Genomic DNA, 13,605 nt, shown 5'->3' with positions numbered 1-13,605 from the left:
CCCCCCCCCCCCCCCCCCCCCCCCCCCCCCCCCCCCCCCCCCCCCCCCCCCCCCCCCCCCCCCCCCCCCCCCCCCCCCCCCCCCCCCCCCCCCGGTTCACGAGACGGGCCGGGCGATCCCGCTCCCGGCCCGCAAGGCCCCCGTCCCCGAAGACGATCGATCCGGAAGGCCCCTGATCCGGAAGGCGGCTCAGCCGCCGCTCTTGCGGCGGAAGGAGCGCTTGGCCGCAGCCGGGCCGTGGGCACCGTGGATCTTCGAGGAGTTCTTCCCCTTGCCCCCGGAACCCGCGTCCGTCTCGGCGAGCTTCTTGCGCTCCAGTGCCTCGCGGAACTTGCGCTTCAGCTCGTCGTCGGAACTCTCGTCGGAGCTCTGGGGCTCCGGTGTGACGTCAGACATCTACAGACCTCCTGATCTGGCGGGCGGTCCAACCCCGACCAACAGGATCGTCATTCTCTCACCCGGATACCGTCCGGGTGGCACCGTAGCTTCGGCTGTGAGAGGAAGGGCGGCCGTCCGCCTCAGTGCACGTCCAGGGCCATCAGCAGCAGCAGGCCGGCCAGGTGGCCCACCACCACGAAGACGAGCACGAAGACGAAGACGAACTTGGCCGGGCCGTGCTCGAAGTGCCGGCCCTCCTTGAGGGCCGGCCTCCCGGCCTGGCGCTCGGCGATCCGTTCCTCGATCGGCTTCTTGTGAAACATGGGGGATCCTTTGCTCGCCGATGCTTGGGGCGATAATCATTTGTGCGTTAAATATCCTACTATGTTCAGATGAGAGGTGATGAGGGACGTGATCGATGCCCTCAGCCTGGAGCGGCAGGTCTGTTTCGCCCTGGCGGTCGCCTCGCGTGACGTCATCGCGCTCTACCGGCCGCTGCTGGAACCGATGAGGCTGACCCACCCGCAGTATCTGGTCATGCTCGCCCTCTGGGAGCGGGCACCGCTGTCCGTCAAGGAGCTGAGCAAGCTACTGCACCTCGACCCCGGTACGCTGTCCCCGCTGCTGAAGCGTCTCGAGACCGTCGGCTACGTCCGGAGGCGACGGGACGGCCAGGACCAGCGTGTCCTGGCCGTCACGCTCACCCCGGAGGGCCTCCGGTTGCGGGACGAGGCGGAGAGGATCCCGCCGGCGATCGCCGAGCGCCTGGGGATGGACCTGGAGGAGCTACAGGAGCTCCACCGGTCGCTGACCCGGGTGATCGCCGCGGCCGGCGGCGCGCATCACTGACTCACGTGGAGAGGAAAGGCTCATGGCCGGTAGTCACGGGGGAAGCCCCAAGTCCTGGCTCGCGGTGATCGTCATCCTGCTGGGGTTCACCGTCGGGGGCGTGGCGCTGTGCCTAGGCCCCAATTGGACGTTCTTCTGGATCGGCGCCGGGATCGTCGCGGTCGGCGGCGTGATCGCCCTGATGGTGGACATCTTCTCGGACGTCATCATCGACGCCCCCCGGGCTCCGATGGACCAGCGCTGAGGCCGATCCACCGGACGCCAGCGCCTCCTCCACGGTGGCGAAGACGCCGAAGGACGAGCGCAGGCCGGTGATGGTGAGAATCCGCTCCAGGACTCCGTGCAGGCCGACCAGGGCCAGGCCGAAGCCCTGGGAGCGGCTCCGCCGGAGCACCTGGATGAGCTGGGCGACCCCGGTGGAGTCGCAGAAGGTGATCTCACCGACGTCGACCACGACCATGGAGGGCGTGCCGGCCTCCCAGGCCTTGTCCATCTCTCCGCGGAAGGTGGGGGCGTGCCGGTAGTCGAGCTCCCCGAGCACCCGGACGACCAGCGCCGTCCCGAGCAGGCTCGATGAGATCGTGAAAAAGGTCATGCTGGGCTCCTTCGCCCGCGGGGACAGGGCGGGCTGTCTTTTTCCTACCAGTTCCGGGGACGCGATGCCCCGGAGAAGCGGCCTCAGATGATCCGATAGAGCAACTCGGGCCGTCCGACCCCACCGTACCGGGGCACCCGGCGGATGATCCCGCTCTCGGTCAGGTGCTCCAGGTAGCGGCGGGCGGTCACCCGGGAGACGCCGATCGCCGCTCCGGCGGCCTGGGCCGACAGGCCGCCGGGGTTCGCGCGCAGCTCCGCCAGGACGGCGTCGAGGGTGGCCTGCGTCATTCCCTTGGGCAGCGGGCCCTGCGCCGGGTTCCGCAGCGCCGCCAGCGCGCGGTCCACCTCGTCCTGGCCGCTGGCCTCGCCCACCCCCTCCACCGACGACCGGAACTCCGCGTAGCGGGTGAGCCTCTCGTTCAGCGCGGCGAAGGTGAAGGGCTTGAGCAGGTACTGCGCCACGCCCACCGAGACCGCGGACCTGATCACCGACAGGTCGCGCGCCGAGGTGACCGCGATGACGTCCGACATCACCCCCGCGGCCCGCAGCGCCCGGCACACCTCCAGCCCGTGCATGTCGGGCAGGTAGAGGTCGAGCAGGACCAGGTCCACTGGGCGGCGGCGCAGGAAGCGCAGCGCCTCACCGCCGGACCTCGCCACCCCCTCCACCCGGAAGCCGGGCACCCGCTCCACGAAGACCCGGTTCGCCTCGGCGGTGATCTCCTCGTCCTCCACGACCAGTACCGAGATCATGGGGCCTCCCTCCCGTTCAGCGGCAGCCGCACGGTGAACACCGCGCCGTGCCCGTGGCCGTGCCCGTCACCGTGGCCGTCACCGTGGCCGTCACCGTGGCCGCGTCCGTGGCCGTCACCGTCGTCGCCGTGGCCGCCCGGGTCCGTCCCGCCGACCGCGATCGTCCCGCCCGCCCGGCGGACCGCCTGCCCGACCATGGCCAGGCCGAGACCGCGGCCGTCGCCCTTGGTGGTCCATCCCCGCCGGAAGGCGTCGGCCGTCCTGGCCGGGTCGAGCCCCTGGCCGCTGTCGGAGACGTCGATCACGAAGGTCGTCTCGTCGGCGCGCAACCGCACCTCCGCCCGCGCGGGACGGGTACCCGCCATGGCCGCGTCCACCGCGTTGTCCACCAGGTTGCCGACGATCGTCACCAGGTCGCGGGTGTCCAGGCCGAGGTCGCCCAGCTCGCTGTCGGGGGTGATCGCCAGCTCCACCCCGCGCTCGGCGGCCTCGGCGCTCTTGCCCAGCAGCAGCGCGGCGAGCACCGGCTCGCGCACGGCGCCCACCACCCGGTCGGTGAGCTGCTGCGCGGCCCGGATCTCCGCGGTCGCGAACTCCACCGCCTGCTCGGTACGGCCCAGCTCGACCAGGGTGATGACGGTGTGCAGCCGGTTGGCCGACTCGTGCGCGGCGGCCCGCAGGGAGTCGGCGAACCCGCGCTCGGCGTCCAGCTGCCCGGCGAGGGACTGCAGCTCGGTGTGGTCGCGCAGGGTGACCACGGTGCCCAGCGAGCGGTTGCCCGAGCGGACCACCGCCGCGTTCACCACCAGTGTCCGCTCCCCGGTCATGTGGATCTCGTCGGTACGGTTCTCGCCCGTCGCCAGCCGCTCGGCCAGCGACGGGGGAAGGCCGATCTCGGTGACGTGCCGCCCGGCCGGCTCGCCCGTCAGGCCCAGCAGCTCGCGCGCGCCGTCGTTGGAGAGCGTCACCCGCCCCTCGGCGTCGACGAGCAGCAGCCCCTCCCGTACGGCGTGCAGGATCGCGTCGTGGTACTCGTACATCCGGCTCAGCTCGGCCGGGCCCATGCCGTGCGTCTGGCGCCGCAGCCGGGCCCCGACCAGGTAGGTGCCGGCCCCGCCGACCGACAGGCCCAGCCCGCCGATCAGCAGGGCCCCGGCGAGCTGGTCGCGGAGCCTGACGCTGATCCTGTCGATCGTGATGCCCCCGCTCACCAGGGCCCTGACCCGGCCGCCGGTGTCGCGGACCGGGGCGACGGCGCGCACCGAGGGGCCGAGCGTGCCGGTGTAGGTCTCGGTGAAGGTCCGCCCCGCCAGGGCGGGCGCGGTGGTGCCCAGGAAGCGACGGCCGATCTGGGCCGGGTTGGGGTGCGTGTAGCGCACGCCGTCCAGGCTCATGATCGTGATGAAGTCGACCCCGGTCTCCCTCCTGACCCGCTCCGCGTACGGCTGCAGCGCCGACGGGTCGCCGAGGGAGGCCAGCACGGAGGGGGAGTCGGCCACGCTGACCGTCACCGCCCTGGCGGTGCCGGCGGCCTCCTCGACGAGCAGGTCCCGCGTCTGCAGGAGGGCCAGCGACGCGCCACCGGCCACGGTGACGCCCACGACGACGATCTGCAGCGCCAGCATCTGCCGCGCCAGGCTCCAGCCGCGCACGGCCAGGCTCCAGCCGCGCACGCGGCGGGGAAGCATCCACAAGTCCACGAACGAAATGTACGCAATGGTGACTTAGATCACAGCACCGGCTCATAGTCGCTCGACCGGATTCTCATCCAGAACGGGAGGCACGCATGAGCGCGGCCCGGGATCGAACGCACTACCTCTACATCGCCGTGATCGTCGCCGTGGTCGCCGGTATCGCCGTCGGGCTCGTGGCCCCCGATCTGGCCAAGGAGCTCAAGCCGATCGGCACCGCCTTCGTCGCCCTGATCAAGATGATGATCAGCCCGATCATCTTCTGCACCATCGTGCTCGGCGTCGGCTCCGTCACCAGGGCCGCCAAGGTCGGCCGGGTCGGCGGGCTCGCGCTCGGCTACTTCCTGGCCATGTCGACCGTCGCGCTGGGCATCGGCCTGCTGGTCGGCAACCTCATCGACCCCGGCCAGGGCCTCCAGCTCACCGACGAGCTGCGCAAGGCGGCCGGGGCCGAGGCGGCCAAGGGCGGCGAGAGCGACACGGTGACGTTCCTGCTCGGGATCATCCCCACCACGCTGGTCTCCGCGCTCACCTCCGGCGAGGTGCTGCAGACCCTCCTGGTCGCGCTGCTGGCCGGGTTCGCCCTGCAGGCCATGGGCGAGCGCGGCAGGCCGATCCTGAACGGCATCACGCACGTCCAGCGGCTCGTCTTCCGGATCCTCGCCATGATCATGTGGGCCGCCCCGGTCGGCGCCTTCGGCGCGATGGCCGCGGTGGTCGGCGCCACCGGCATGGACGCGCTCAGGAGCCTCGGCGTCATCATGCTCGCCTTCTACCTGACCTGCCTGCTCTTCGTGTTCGTGGTGCTCGGCCCGCTGCTGTGGCTGGTGGCCCGGGTCGGCCTGTTCTCCCTGCTGCGCTACCTGGGCCGGGAGTTCCTGCTGATCCTGTCCACCTCCTCGTCGGAGTCGGCGCTGCCCCGCCTGATCGCCAAGATGGAGCACCTCGGCGTCAGCAGGCCCGTGGTCGGCATCACCGTGCCGACCGGCTACTCCTTCAACCTGGACGGCACCGCCATCTACCTGACCATGGCCACGCTGTTCATCGCGAGCGCCACCGGCGCCCCGCTCTCCTTCGGCGAGCAGATCTCCCTGCTGGTCTTCATGATGATCGCCTCCAAGGGCGCCGCCGGGGTCACCGGCGCGGGCCTGGCCACCCTCGCGGGCGGCCTGCAGTCGCACCGCCCCGACCTGGTGGACGGGGTCGGCCTGATCGTCGGCATCGACCGCTTCATGTCCGAGGCGCGGGCGCTGACCAACTTCGCGGGCAACGCGGTCGCCACCGTGCTGGTCGGCACCTGGACCGGCGAGTTCGACCGGGAGCGCGCGGAGGAGGTACTGGCCGGCAGGGCGCCGTTCGACGAGGCGACCCTGCTGGACGACGACCACGGCGACCACGGCGATGACGGCGGCGACGGGAACGACGGTGACGACGGGGACACCCCGCCGCCCGCGACCCGCTCAGGCGACCCGGCGCTCTCGCCCGCGTAGAACCTGCCCGAGCCGGGTACGGTGCCGCCGGTGGCACCTCGCCGCCACCGGCACACCGTGCCGGCACACCACGCCGGCGGCCCGCGGGAGCCGCGGGCCGGGGCACCGGCGGGACGGCGGGCACCCGGGTACCTCGGTGCGCGGCGGCCGTCCCGGTGGTCCCGGCACCACGCCACGCGGTGCCGGCCGGCGTCCTGGGAAACGGAAAGGTCGCGATGAATCTCTCTGGTGTGGGCGTGTGGAGCACCCAGCTGCGGTACGGGGACCCGGCCGAGTCCGCCGAGGCGGCGGCCGAGCTGGAGGAGCTGGGCTTCGGCGCCCTGTGGATCCCCGACGTCGGAGGGGCGCTGTTCGACGCCGTCGAGCACCTGCTGGCGGCGACCCGCCGGACGGTCGTCGCGACCGGCATCCTGAACCTGTGGATGCACACCCCGGCCGAGGCCGCGGCCTCGTACGCGACGCTGTCGGCCGCCCACGGCGACCGGTTCCTGATGGGGATCGGGGTGAGCCACGCGCCGCTGGTCGACCAGGCCGAGGCCGGCCGGTACCGGCGGCCGATGGCGGCCATGGAGACGTTCCTCGACGGTCTGGACGCGGCGGAGCCCCCCGTGCCCACCGGCAGGAGGGTCCTCGCCGCGCTCGGCCCGAAGATGCTCCGGCTCGCGGGGGAAAGGACGCGCGGGGTCCATCCCTACCTCGTCACCCCCGGCCACACGCGGCTCGCCCGCGAGGCGCTGGGCGAGGGCCCGCTCGTCCTTCCGGAGCAGACGGTGATCCTGTGCTCCGGAGCCGACGAGGCACGCGCGATCGGGACCGACTGGCTGCGGGGCTATCTCACCCTCCCGAACTACGCCAACAGCCTGCTGCGCCTGGGTTTCTCGCCCGAGGACCTGGAGTCGGTCAGCGACCGCCTGTTCGACGCCCTGATCGCGTGGGGGGACGAGGAGGCGGTCAGGCGCAGGGTGGACGAGCACCGCGCCGCCGGGGCCGACCACGTCGCCCTGCAGGTGCTCACGGCCGATCCGGACGCCTTCCCGCGCGAGCAGTGGCGCCGCCTGGGCGCCGCCCTGGCATAGACGTCGGGGACGTCCCCGATCCTGCCCCCCGAGCGCCCCCGTTTAAGGGGTCCTCTCCAGGGGAGACATCGCGTTCCCGGACATCGTCCGGGCCGGGCCCGCCGTGCGCGGACGTCCCGGCCGGGACGGCAGGTACTCCCAGGAAAGCGGTTCGTCATGAGCAGAGCACCCATATCTCCATCCGGCTACGACCGGGTCGCGATCGTCACCGGAGCGGACTCCGGCATCGGCAGGGCGAGCGCGGTGGCGCTGGCCGAAGAGGGCTTCGACGTGGGCATCACCTACCACTCCGACCAGGACGGGGCCGAGGAGACCGCGAAGCTGGTCCGTGAGCTGGGCCGTACGGCGGCCGTGCGCCGGCAGGACCTGACCCGGCCGGAGGAGGCCGCCTCCGCCGTGGACGAGCTGGCCGAGGAATTGGGCGGCCTCGGCGTCCTGGTGAACAACGCCGGGACCGGCAGCAGCACGCCACTGCTGGAGATGGACTTCCAGGAGTGGCGGTCGGTGATCGCGGTGGACCTCGACGGAGCGTTCACGTGCGCCCAGCGTGCCGCCCGCCGCATGGTCGCCTCCGGCCGCGGGGGCCGCATCGTCAACGTCACCAGCGTCCACGAGGAGCACCCGAGGGTCGGCTCGGGACCGTACTGCGCGGCCAAGGGCGGCCTGCGCATGCTGACCCGGGTGCTCGCCCTGGAACTGGCCCCGTACGGGATCACGGTGAACAACATCGCCCCCGGGGAGATCGCCACCCCGATGACCGGCCAGGAGGACGAGCTGCCGGAGCCCGGCAGCCGTCCCGGGTACCCCATCGACCGGCCCGGCGACGCCCGCGAGGTCGCCGCCGCCGTCACCTTCCTCGCCGGCCCCTCCTCGTCGTACGTCACCGGCGCCTCGCTGTTCGTGGACGGCGGCCTGGGGCTCATGGGCCCGCAGGCGGGTGGTGCCCTGAAGTCGGGCGAGTGGCGCGAGGGCTGATCCGCACCCGGTACCGGCGTACCGGCGCCGTCCCCGGGACGGTCCGCCCTCCGCGTGCGGTGACGGCCTTCCCGCGGGCCGGTCCGTCCCTCGCACCCCGTCTCGACGGCACGGGCGTCAGCGGCGACGCAGGCCGCTTTCCCGCGGGCCGGTCCGTCCCTCGCACCCGGTACCGGCGCGGTCTCCCCGCGCCGGTACCGTGGTGCCCCCGCGGACGCGGGGGCGGGCCCGTACAGTGATTCCGGGCGGTGCGCTCAAGAGTGCCGAACCGGTACCCCCGCTGCCGCATACTCGATCCGGTGTGTGCGGAGCGTGAAGAGACGTGGGTGGTCACGGATGGACGTACATGACGAGCCGGGCGTCCAGCGCGGTACCGCCCGGATGCTCACCGGGCTCCTCACCGCCAGCCATCTGAGCGCGCTGGAGGAGTTGCCCGCCCTGGTCGTCGAGCACGCCGCGCACGCCGGTCTGGGCGAGGTGCTGATCTACCTGGCCGACCTGCAGCAGGAGGTGCTCCGGCTGCTGACCGGCCGGGGCAAGGACGCCGGTGAGGAGATCGACGGGCACGCCCACGAGCTGCGCATCGACGCGACGCTGGCCGGGCGGGGATTCCAGGAGTCGCGGGTGCTCTTCCGGCCCGGCGACGAGGACGACGAGGCCGGGACCGGCCACTGGTGGATGCCGCTGCTGGACGGCACCGAGCGCCTGGGCATGCTGCGCGTCCAGGCCCCGGCCGACATCGGCGAGGCGGGCCGGGAGGCGATGCGCGCGCTGGCCGCGGCGATGGCGCTCATCGTGGCCAGCAAGCGGGCCCACAGCGACTCCTACGCGCGTCTGGTGCGCACCCGGCCGATGCACGTGGCCGCGGAGATGCAGTGGACGCTGATGCCGCCGCTGACCTTCGCCAACACCGAGGTGGTGGTCAGCGCCGCGCTGGAACCGGCCTACGAGGTCGGCGGGGACGCCTTCGACTACGCCGTCGGCGGCGACCTGCTGCACCTGGGCATCTTCGACGCGATGGGCCACGACGTCTCGGCCGGGCTGACCGCCAACCTGGCCTTGGCCGCCTGCCGCAACAACCGGCGCCAGGGCATGGACCTGGCCGCCAACAGCGAGGAGATCGAGAAGGTACTGATCGCCGAGTTCGGCAGGGCGACCCGGTTCGTCACCGCCATCCTGGCCGAACTGCACGTCCCCACCGGCATGCTCAGCTGGATCAACCGCGGCCACCACCCGCCGGTGGTGATCCGGGGAGGCCGCACGGTCACCACCCTGCGCTGCCCGCCCGCCCACCCCATGGGCCTGGACTTCGACCTTCCCGTCACGGTCTGCCGCGAGCAGCTGCAGCCCGGCGACCGGGTGCTGCTCTACACCGACGGCGTCACCGAGGCGCGCAACCGCGAGGGCCGGGAGTTCGGGCTGGAGCGCTTCGTCGACTTCATCGTCCGCCACCACTCCGACGGCCTGCCGGTCTCCGAGACCCTGCGCCGCCTGATCCACCACGTGCTGGAGTACCACGACGGCAAGCTCCAGGACGACGCCACCGTGCTGCTGGTCGAGTGGCACGGCAACACCTACCGCACGCTGACCCCGAACTGACCGCGCCGCCGGCCGGGGTGCGGGAGGGACGGGCGAGGTGTGCGTACGGGATGCCGGGGGATGAGACGGGCGAGGTGTGACTCCGGGGCGTCGGGGCATGACTCGCTCTCTCCCCACCCCATCCCATCGACCTGACACGGAGCCGCGGTATGTCCGACCGGGACGAGGCGAGCGTGTCGTTCATCGGCAACGCCACCACCCTCATCCGTTACAACGGGTTCACCATCCTCACCGACCCCAACTTCCTGCACCGCGGCCAGCGCGCCTACCTGGGCTACGGCCTGTCCACCCGGCGGCTGACCGAACCCGCGCTGAGCGTCGACCGTCTCCCGCCGCTGGACGCCGTCCTGCTCTCGCACATGCACGGCGACCACTGGGACCGGGTGGCCCGCAGGGGGCTGGACAAGGGCCTGCCGGTCGTCACCACGCCGCACGCCGCGCGGAAGCTGAAGCGGCAGGGCTTCGGCGAGGCGGTCGGCCTGAACACCTGGCGTGACCACGAGCTGCGGGGCCCGGGCGGCTCCGTCAGGATCACCTCGCTGCCCGCGCGGCACGGCCCCGGCGTGATGAACGCCCTCATGCCGCCGGTCATGGGAAGCATGCTGGAGTTCGCCGACCCCGGCGGGCTCGTGAGCCTGCGCCTGCACGTCAGCGGCGACACGCTGATGGGCAGGGAGCTGGACGCCATCCCGCGTCGCTTCCCCGACATCGACGTCGGCATCGTCCACCTGGGCGGCACCAAACTGCTGGGGATGGTGATGGTGACGATGGACGGACGGCAGGGCGCCGACTGGGTGACCATGATCAATCCACGCCGCGTCCTGCCGGTGCACTACGACGACTACGGCGTCTTCAGCTCCCCGCTGTCCGACTTCCGCGAGGAGGTCGAGCGGGACGGCAACGGCGCCCGGGTCGTCTACCTGGCCAGGGGGGAGAGCCACCCGCTGCCCGGCCCGCCGCAGCGTTGACGTGCCCTCCGGGACGGCCCTAGCGTGAGCGGGCCCGGACGACCGATCGAGAAGGAGCGGCGGATGGCCGTCGTCGACGCCCACCAGCACTTCTGGAACCTGGAGACGGGCTCCTACCCCTGGCTGACGCCGGAGGCGGGCCCGATCCACCGCACCTTCGCCCCCGAGGAGCTCCTCCCGCAGCTCGCCGCCGCGGGGGTGGAGCGGACCGTGCTGGTCCAGGCCGCCGACACCTACGCCGACACCGACGCGATGCTGGCGCAGGCGGACGCCCACGACTTCGTCGCGGCCGTGGTCGGCTGGGTGCCGCTGCACCGCCCGGACGAGGCCGCCGGGGCGCTGGAGCGCTACCGCCGGCATCCGAGGTTCGCCGGGGTCCGGCACCTCATCCACGACGACCCCGACCCCGACTGGCTGATCCGGGACCCGGTGGTCGAGGGCCTGGGCCTCCTGGCCGGGGCGGGGCTGCCGTTCGACGTGGTCGCGGTCCTGCCCAGGCACCTGGAGCACGTGCCGGTGCTGGCCGAGCGCGTCCCGGGGCTGCGGCTGGTCGTCGACCACCTGGCCAAGCCGCCGATCAGGGAGAAGGGGTGGGAGCCGTGGGCGTCGCTCATCGCCCGCGCCGCCGAGCACCCGAACGTGTACGCCAAGGTGTCCGGCCTCAACACCGCGGCCGACGCGGGGACCTGGACGGCCGAGGACCTGCGCCCCTACGTGGACCACGCGCTGGAGGTCTTCGGCCCCGACCGGCTGATGTTCGGCAGCGACTGGCCGGTGGCCGTCCTCGCCGGGGACTACGCCAAGGTGTGGCGCGAGACCGGGGTGCTGCTCGCGGGCCTGGCCGAGACCGAGCGCGCCGCCGTCCTCGGCGGCACGGCCACGCGCTTCTACCGGATCGGGGACTGACGGCTCCCGGCGTCCGCTCGTGCCGGCGCGGGGGAGCTCACCCGGGACGAGGGCGGAGGCGGCGGGCGAGGAGCTCGCGCATGGCCCCCGTGTGGTCGGCCAGCCGGTCGAGGGACGACAGCAGATCGTCCGCCGCCGCCTCGCCCAGGACCGCGCGGAGCTCGGCGGTGACGGCGGCGCGCGCCCTGCGGCCCGCGTCGACGGCGTCCCTGCCGTGCCCGGTGAGCTCGACGACGCGCGCCCGCTGATCCTCCGGATCGGTCCTGCGGGTGAGGTAGCCGATCCGCTCCATCTCCGTCACGACCTTGGACGCGCCCTGCGGCGTCATGCCGAGCAGGCCGGCCAGGTCGCTCACGCGGACCGGGCCGCCGAGAAGGTGCTGGAAGACGTAGCCGTGCACCGTGCGCACCTCGGCGTGTCCCGCCGCGGCCATGCGCCCGCGCACTTCGGCGTCGCAGGCGGCGGCCAGGGCGGTGAAGAGCAGGGTGAGGTCCCCGGTCGCACCGGGATCGGCGGGGCTTGACGTCATGTGTCCCACCGTCCAATACTCAACCAAGGTTGCGCAACCATGGTTGAGTAAATGAGGGAGGGGTCATGTTCTGCGATCCGGCGTTCACCCCGGTCGTCGAGGCGTTCAGGCAGGGGATCGGCCCCGGAGGCGCCGCCCTGGCCGTCGCCGCGGGCGGCCGCCTCGTCGTGGACGTCTGGGCCGGTACGGCCGACGAGGGAGGGACCCGTCCGTGGCGGCGCGACACGGTGGTCAACGTCTTCTCCGTCTCCAAGGGGGTCGTCGCGACCGTGGCCCTGCTGTGCGCGCGGCGCGGCCTCCTCGACCTCGACGCGCCGGTGGCCCGCTACTGGCCGGAGTTCACCGCGCGGGCCACCGTCGCCCAGCTGCTCTCCCACCGCGCCGGGCTGCCCGCGATCCGCTCCCCGCTGCCGCCGGGGAGCCTCTACGACTGGGACGCCATGACGAGCGCGCTGGCCGCCGAGGAGCCCTGGTGGACGCCGGGGGAGCGGCACGGCTACCACGCGGTCACGTTCGGCTGGCTGGTCGGCGAGCTGCTCCGCCGGGTCACCGGCCGGGAGATCCGCGACCTCGTCTCCGGCCTCTCCGGGGAGCTGGGCGTCCCCGGCCTGTGGATCGGCCTTCCCCGGCACGACGCGCACCGGGCGGCGTTCGTGCTCCCCCCGGAGAGCCCGCCCACCCCGGAGAGCTCGTCGGCGGAAGGCCGGTCCCCCCAGGGAGGCCGGTCCCCCCAGGGAGGCCGGTCCCCCCAGGGAGGCCGGTCCCCCCAGGAAGGCCCGTCCATCCGGGGAGGCGCGTCCGCGCCGGAGGGCCCGCCCACGCCGGGAGGCCCGACCGGGCCGGGAGGATCCCCGCTGGCCGAGGCGATGGCGGACCCCGCGTCGGTCACCGCCAAGGCGTTCCTCAACCCGGCCGACCAGCTCGTGCCCGGGCTGGTGAACACCGGGCGCTGGCGTGCCGCCCAGATCCCCGCGGCCAACGGCCACGCGTCCGCCAGGGCCCTGGCCACCCTCTACGGCGCCCTCCTGTCCGGCGACCTGCTCGACCCCGGGACGCTGGAGCGTGCCACCACGGCGCACAGCGACGGTTTCGACGAGGTCCTGCGCGGCCGGACCCGCTTCGGCCTGGGATACATGCTCCCCAACGAGGTACGCCCCTTCGCGCCCCGGGCCGAGGCGTTCGGGCACAGCGGATCGGGCGGTTCGCTCGCCTTCGCCGACCCGGTGGCGGGCATCGGGTTCGCCTACACGCCGAGCCGTACGATCACCGCCCCCGCGGGCCCCGACCCGCGCTGGCCCCCGATCCTGGAGGCGCTCTACGACCGGCTGTGACCGGGACCTCCGGACGGCTTGGGCCCGGTCGCGGGGACGTGCCACGCCCACGTGCCGCCCCACCTCCGGTCGTGGCGGCGGCACGCGCTAGCGTGCTGGGGTGGACAGGACCTTCACCGTCGAGGAGGCGCGGGCGCTCATGCCCGTGCTGCTGGAGCGGGCCGACGCGTTCGTGACGATGCGGGGCGAGCTGGCCGAGCTCGCGCACGAGCTCCGCACCACCGGTACCTCCGAGGCCGGTGGGCTGGCGGAGGCGAAGGCGTACGAGGCCAGGCTGGAGGAGATCCTGGGCTGGTTCGAGGAGCGGGGCATCGAGGTCAAGGGCGTCGCGCCGCTGCTGGTCGACTTCCCCGCGGTGCTGGACGGGATGCGGGTGCGGTTGTGCTGGCTCGAAGGGGACCGTGAGCTGGCCTGGTACCACCGTGACGAGCTCGGCTTCGCGGGGCGCAGGCCCCTTCCCTGA

At 73.1% G+C, this 13,605-nt stretch carries 15 protein-coding genes and 1 pseudogene; 10 read left to right on the top strand and 6 right to left on the bottom strand.

Annotated features, from left to right (window positions below):
- Positions 1-189: 189 nt before the first annotated feature.
- Entirely contained in the window at positions 190-396 is a 207-nt protein-coding gene (locus ACZ6RT_RS34110; protein WP_344906494.1) for a DUF5302 domain-containing protein, read from the bottom strand.
- A gap of 122 nt (positions 397-518) precedes the next feature.
- Entirely contained in the window at positions 519-701 is a 183-nt protein-coding gene (locus ACZ6RT_RS34105) for a hypothetical protein (protein WP_470158075.1), read from the bottom strand.
- A gap of 79 nt (positions 702-780) precedes the next feature.
- Between ACZ6RT_RS34105 and ACZ6RT_RS34100 the strand changes: the two genes are divergently transcribed.
- Positions 781-1,227, top strand: coding sequence for a MarR family winged helix-turn-helix transcriptional regulator (locus ACZ6RT_RS34100; protein ID WP_399196582.1), 447 nt, complete (start codon positions 781-783; stop codon positions 1,225-1,227).
- A gap of 22 nt (positions 1,228-1,249) precedes the next feature.
- A pseudogene (locus ACZ6RT_RS34095) lies at positions 1,250-1,354 on the top strand (HGxxPAAW family protein); the annotation flags it as partial.
- On the opposite strand, the gene ACZ6RT_RS34090 reads toward ACZ6RT_RS34095, so the two are convergent.
- The 3 genes from ACZ6RT_RS34090 to ACZ6RT_RS34080 all read right to left on the bottom strand — a co-directional run bounded on the left by ACZ6RT_RS34090 (position 1,340) and on the right by ACZ6RT_RS34080 (position 4,277).
- The gene (locus ACZ6RT_RS34090; protein WP_470158073.1) at positions 1,340-1,822 is read right to left on the bottom strand and encodes an STAS domain-containing protein; all 483 of its coding nucleotides are present in this window, start codon (positions 1,820-1,822) and stop codon (positions 1,340-1,342) included. The pseudogene ACZ6RT_RS34095 and the gene ACZ6RT_RS34090 overlap by 15 nt on opposite strands.
- A gap of 83 nt (positions 1,823-1,905) precedes the next feature.
- A complete protein-coding gene (locus tag ACZ6RT_RS34085) occupies positions 1,906-2,577 on the bottom strand; it encodes a response regulator (protein ID WP_470158072.1) in 672 nt (223 codons plus the stop codon).
- Entirely contained in the window at positions 2,574-4,277 is a 1,704-nt protein-coding gene (locus tag ACZ6RT_RS34080; RefSeq protein ID WP_470158070.1) for a sensor histidine kinase, read from the bottom strand. The genes ACZ6RT_RS34085 and ACZ6RT_RS34080 overlap by 4 nt, the downstream gene beginning before the upstream one ends.
- An 86-nt stretch (positions 4,278-4,363) precedes the next feature.
- On the opposite strand from ACZ6RT_RS34080, the gene ACZ6RT_RS34075 reads away from it, so the two are divergent.
- The 6 genes from ACZ6RT_RS34075 to ACZ6RT_RS34050 all read left to right on the top strand — a co-directional run bounded on the left by ACZ6RT_RS34075 (position 4,364) and on the right by ACZ6RT_RS34050 (position 11,282).
- The gene (locus ACZ6RT_RS34075; protein WP_470158068.1) at positions 4,364-5,758 is read left to right on the top strand and encodes a cation:dicarboxylate symporter family transporter; all 1,395 of its coding nucleotides are present in this window, start codon (positions 4,364-4,366) and stop codon (positions 5,756-5,758) included.
- 215 nt (positions 5,759-5,973) lie between these two features.
- The gene (locus tag ACZ6RT_RS34070) at positions 5,974-6,834 is read left to right on the top strand and encodes an LLM class F420-dependent oxidoreductase (RefSeq protein ID WP_399196587.1); all 861 of its coding nucleotides are present in this window, start codon (positions 5,974-5,976) and stop codon (positions 6,832-6,834) included.
- A 156-nt stretch (positions 6,835-6,990) separates the two neighbouring features.
- Positions 6,991-7,809: an SDR family oxidoreductase gene (locus ACZ6RT_RS34065; protein ID WP_399196588.1), complete on the top strand. Its 819-nt coding sequence runs from the start codon at positions 6,991-6,993 to the stop codon at positions 7,807-7,809.
- A 336-nt stretch (positions 7,810-8,145) separates the two neighbouring features.
- Complete coding sequence (locus ACZ6RT_RS34060; protein WP_470158066.1) at positions 8,146-9,408, top strand: PP2C family protein-serine/threonine phosphatase; 1,263 nt, start codon at positions 8,146-8,148, stop codon at positions 9,406-9,408.
- Positions 9,409-9,557: 149 nt separating this feature from the next.
- Positions 9,558-10,376, top strand: a complete 819-nt coding sequence (locus ACZ6RT_RS34055) for an MBL fold metallo-hydrolase (RefSeq protein WP_470158064.1) — start codon at positions 9,558-9,560, stop codon at positions 10,374-10,376.
- A gap of 63 nt (positions 10,377-10,439) precedes the next feature.
- On the top strand, positions 10,440-11,282 hold the full coding sequence (locus tag ACZ6RT_RS34050) for an amidohydrolase family protein (RefSeq protein ID WP_470158063.1): 843 nt from the start codon (positions 10,440-10,442) through the stop codon (positions 11,280-11,282).
- A 37-nt stretch (positions 11,283-11,319) separates the two neighbouring features.
- Here the strand turns inward: ACZ6RT_RS34050 and ACZ6RT_RS34045 are convergent, their stop codons facing one another.
- Positions 11,320-11,811, bottom strand: a complete 492-nt coding sequence (locus ACZ6RT_RS34045; RefSeq protein WP_470158061.1) for a MarR family winged helix-turn-helix transcriptional regulator — start codon at positions 11,809-11,811, stop codon at positions 11,320-11,322.
- A gap of 65 nt (positions 11,812-11,876) precedes the next feature.
- Between ACZ6RT_RS34045 and ACZ6RT_RS34040 the strand changes: the two genes are divergently transcribed.
- Positions 11,877-13,142 carry a serine hydrolase domain-containing protein gene (locus ACZ6RT_RS34040; protein WP_470158060.1) on the top strand — a complete coding sequence of 422 codons (1,266 nt, stop codon included), beginning with the start codon at positions 11,877-11,879 and terminating at the stop codon, positions 13,140-13,142.
- Positions 13,143-13,242: 100 nt separating this feature from the next.
- The gene (locus tag ACZ6RT_RS34035) at positions 13,243-13,605 is read left to right on the top strand and encodes a DUF2203 domain-containing protein (protein WP_399196594.1); all 363 of its coding nucleotides are present in this window, start codon (positions 13,243-13,245) and stop codon (positions 13,603-13,605) included.

The organism is Streptosporangium sp. NPDC050148 (assembly GCF_055586505.1).
Note: the sequence above shows the minus strand (reverse complement) of the source record. Positions and strands in the feature narration are given on the sequence as shown.

Excerpts from the sequence above, each read along its gene's own strand:
- ACZ6RT_RS34110 (WP_344906494.1), bottom strand. The coding sequence starts at position 396 with ATGTCTGACGTCACACCGGAGCCCCAGAGCTCCGACGAGAGTTCCGAC.
- ACZ6RT_RS34105 (WP_470158075.1), bottom strand. The coding sequence starts at position 701 with ATGTTTCACAAGAAGCCGATCGAGGAACGGATCGCCGAGCGCCAGGCC.
- ACZ6RT_RS34100 (WP_399196582.1), top strand. The coding sequence starts at position 781 with ATGAGGGACGTGATCGATGCCCTCAGCCTGGAGCGGCAGGTCTGTTTC.
- ACZ6RT_RS34090 (WP_470158073.1), bottom strand. The coding sequence starts at position 1,822 with ATGACCTTTTTCACGATCTCATCGAGCCTGCTCGGGACGGCGCTGGTC.
- ACZ6RT_RS34085 (WP_470158072.1), bottom strand. The coding sequence starts at position 2,577 with ATGATCTCGGTACTGGTCGTGGAGGACGAGGAGATCACCGCCGAGGCG.
- ACZ6RT_RS34075 (WP_470158068.1), top strand. The coding sequence starts at position 4,364 with ATGAGCGCGGCCCGGGATCGAACGCACTACCTCTACATCGCCGTGATC.
- ACZ6RT_RS34070 (WP_399196587.1), top strand. The coding sequence starts at position 5,974 with ATGAATCTCTCTGGTGTGGGCGTGTGGAGCACCCAGCTGCGGTACGGG.
- ACZ6RT_RS34065 (WP_399196588.1), top strand. The coding sequence starts at position 6,991 with ATGAGCAGAGCACCCATATCTCCATCCGGCTACGACCGGGTCGCGATC.
- ACZ6RT_RS34060 (WP_470158066.1), top strand. The coding sequence starts at position 8,146 with ATGGACGTACATGACGAGCCGGGCGTCCAGCGCGGTACCGCCCGGATG.
- ACZ6RT_RS34055 (WP_470158064.1), top strand. The coding sequence starts at position 9,558 with ATGTCCGACCGGGACGAGGCGAGCGTGTCGTTCATCGGCAACGCCACC.
- ACZ6RT_RS34050 (WP_470158063.1), top strand. The coding sequence starts at position 10,440 with ATGGCCGTCGTCGACGCCCACCAGCACTTCTGGAACCTGGAGACGGGC.
- ACZ6RT_RS34045 (WP_470158061.1), bottom strand. The coding sequence starts at position 11,811 with ATGACGTCAAGCCCCGCCGATCCCGGTGCGACCGGGGACCTCACCCTG.
- ACZ6RT_RS34040 (WP_470158060.1), top strand. The coding sequence starts at position 11,877 with ATGTTCTGCGATCCGGCGTTCACCCCGGTCGTCGAGGCGTTCAGGCAG.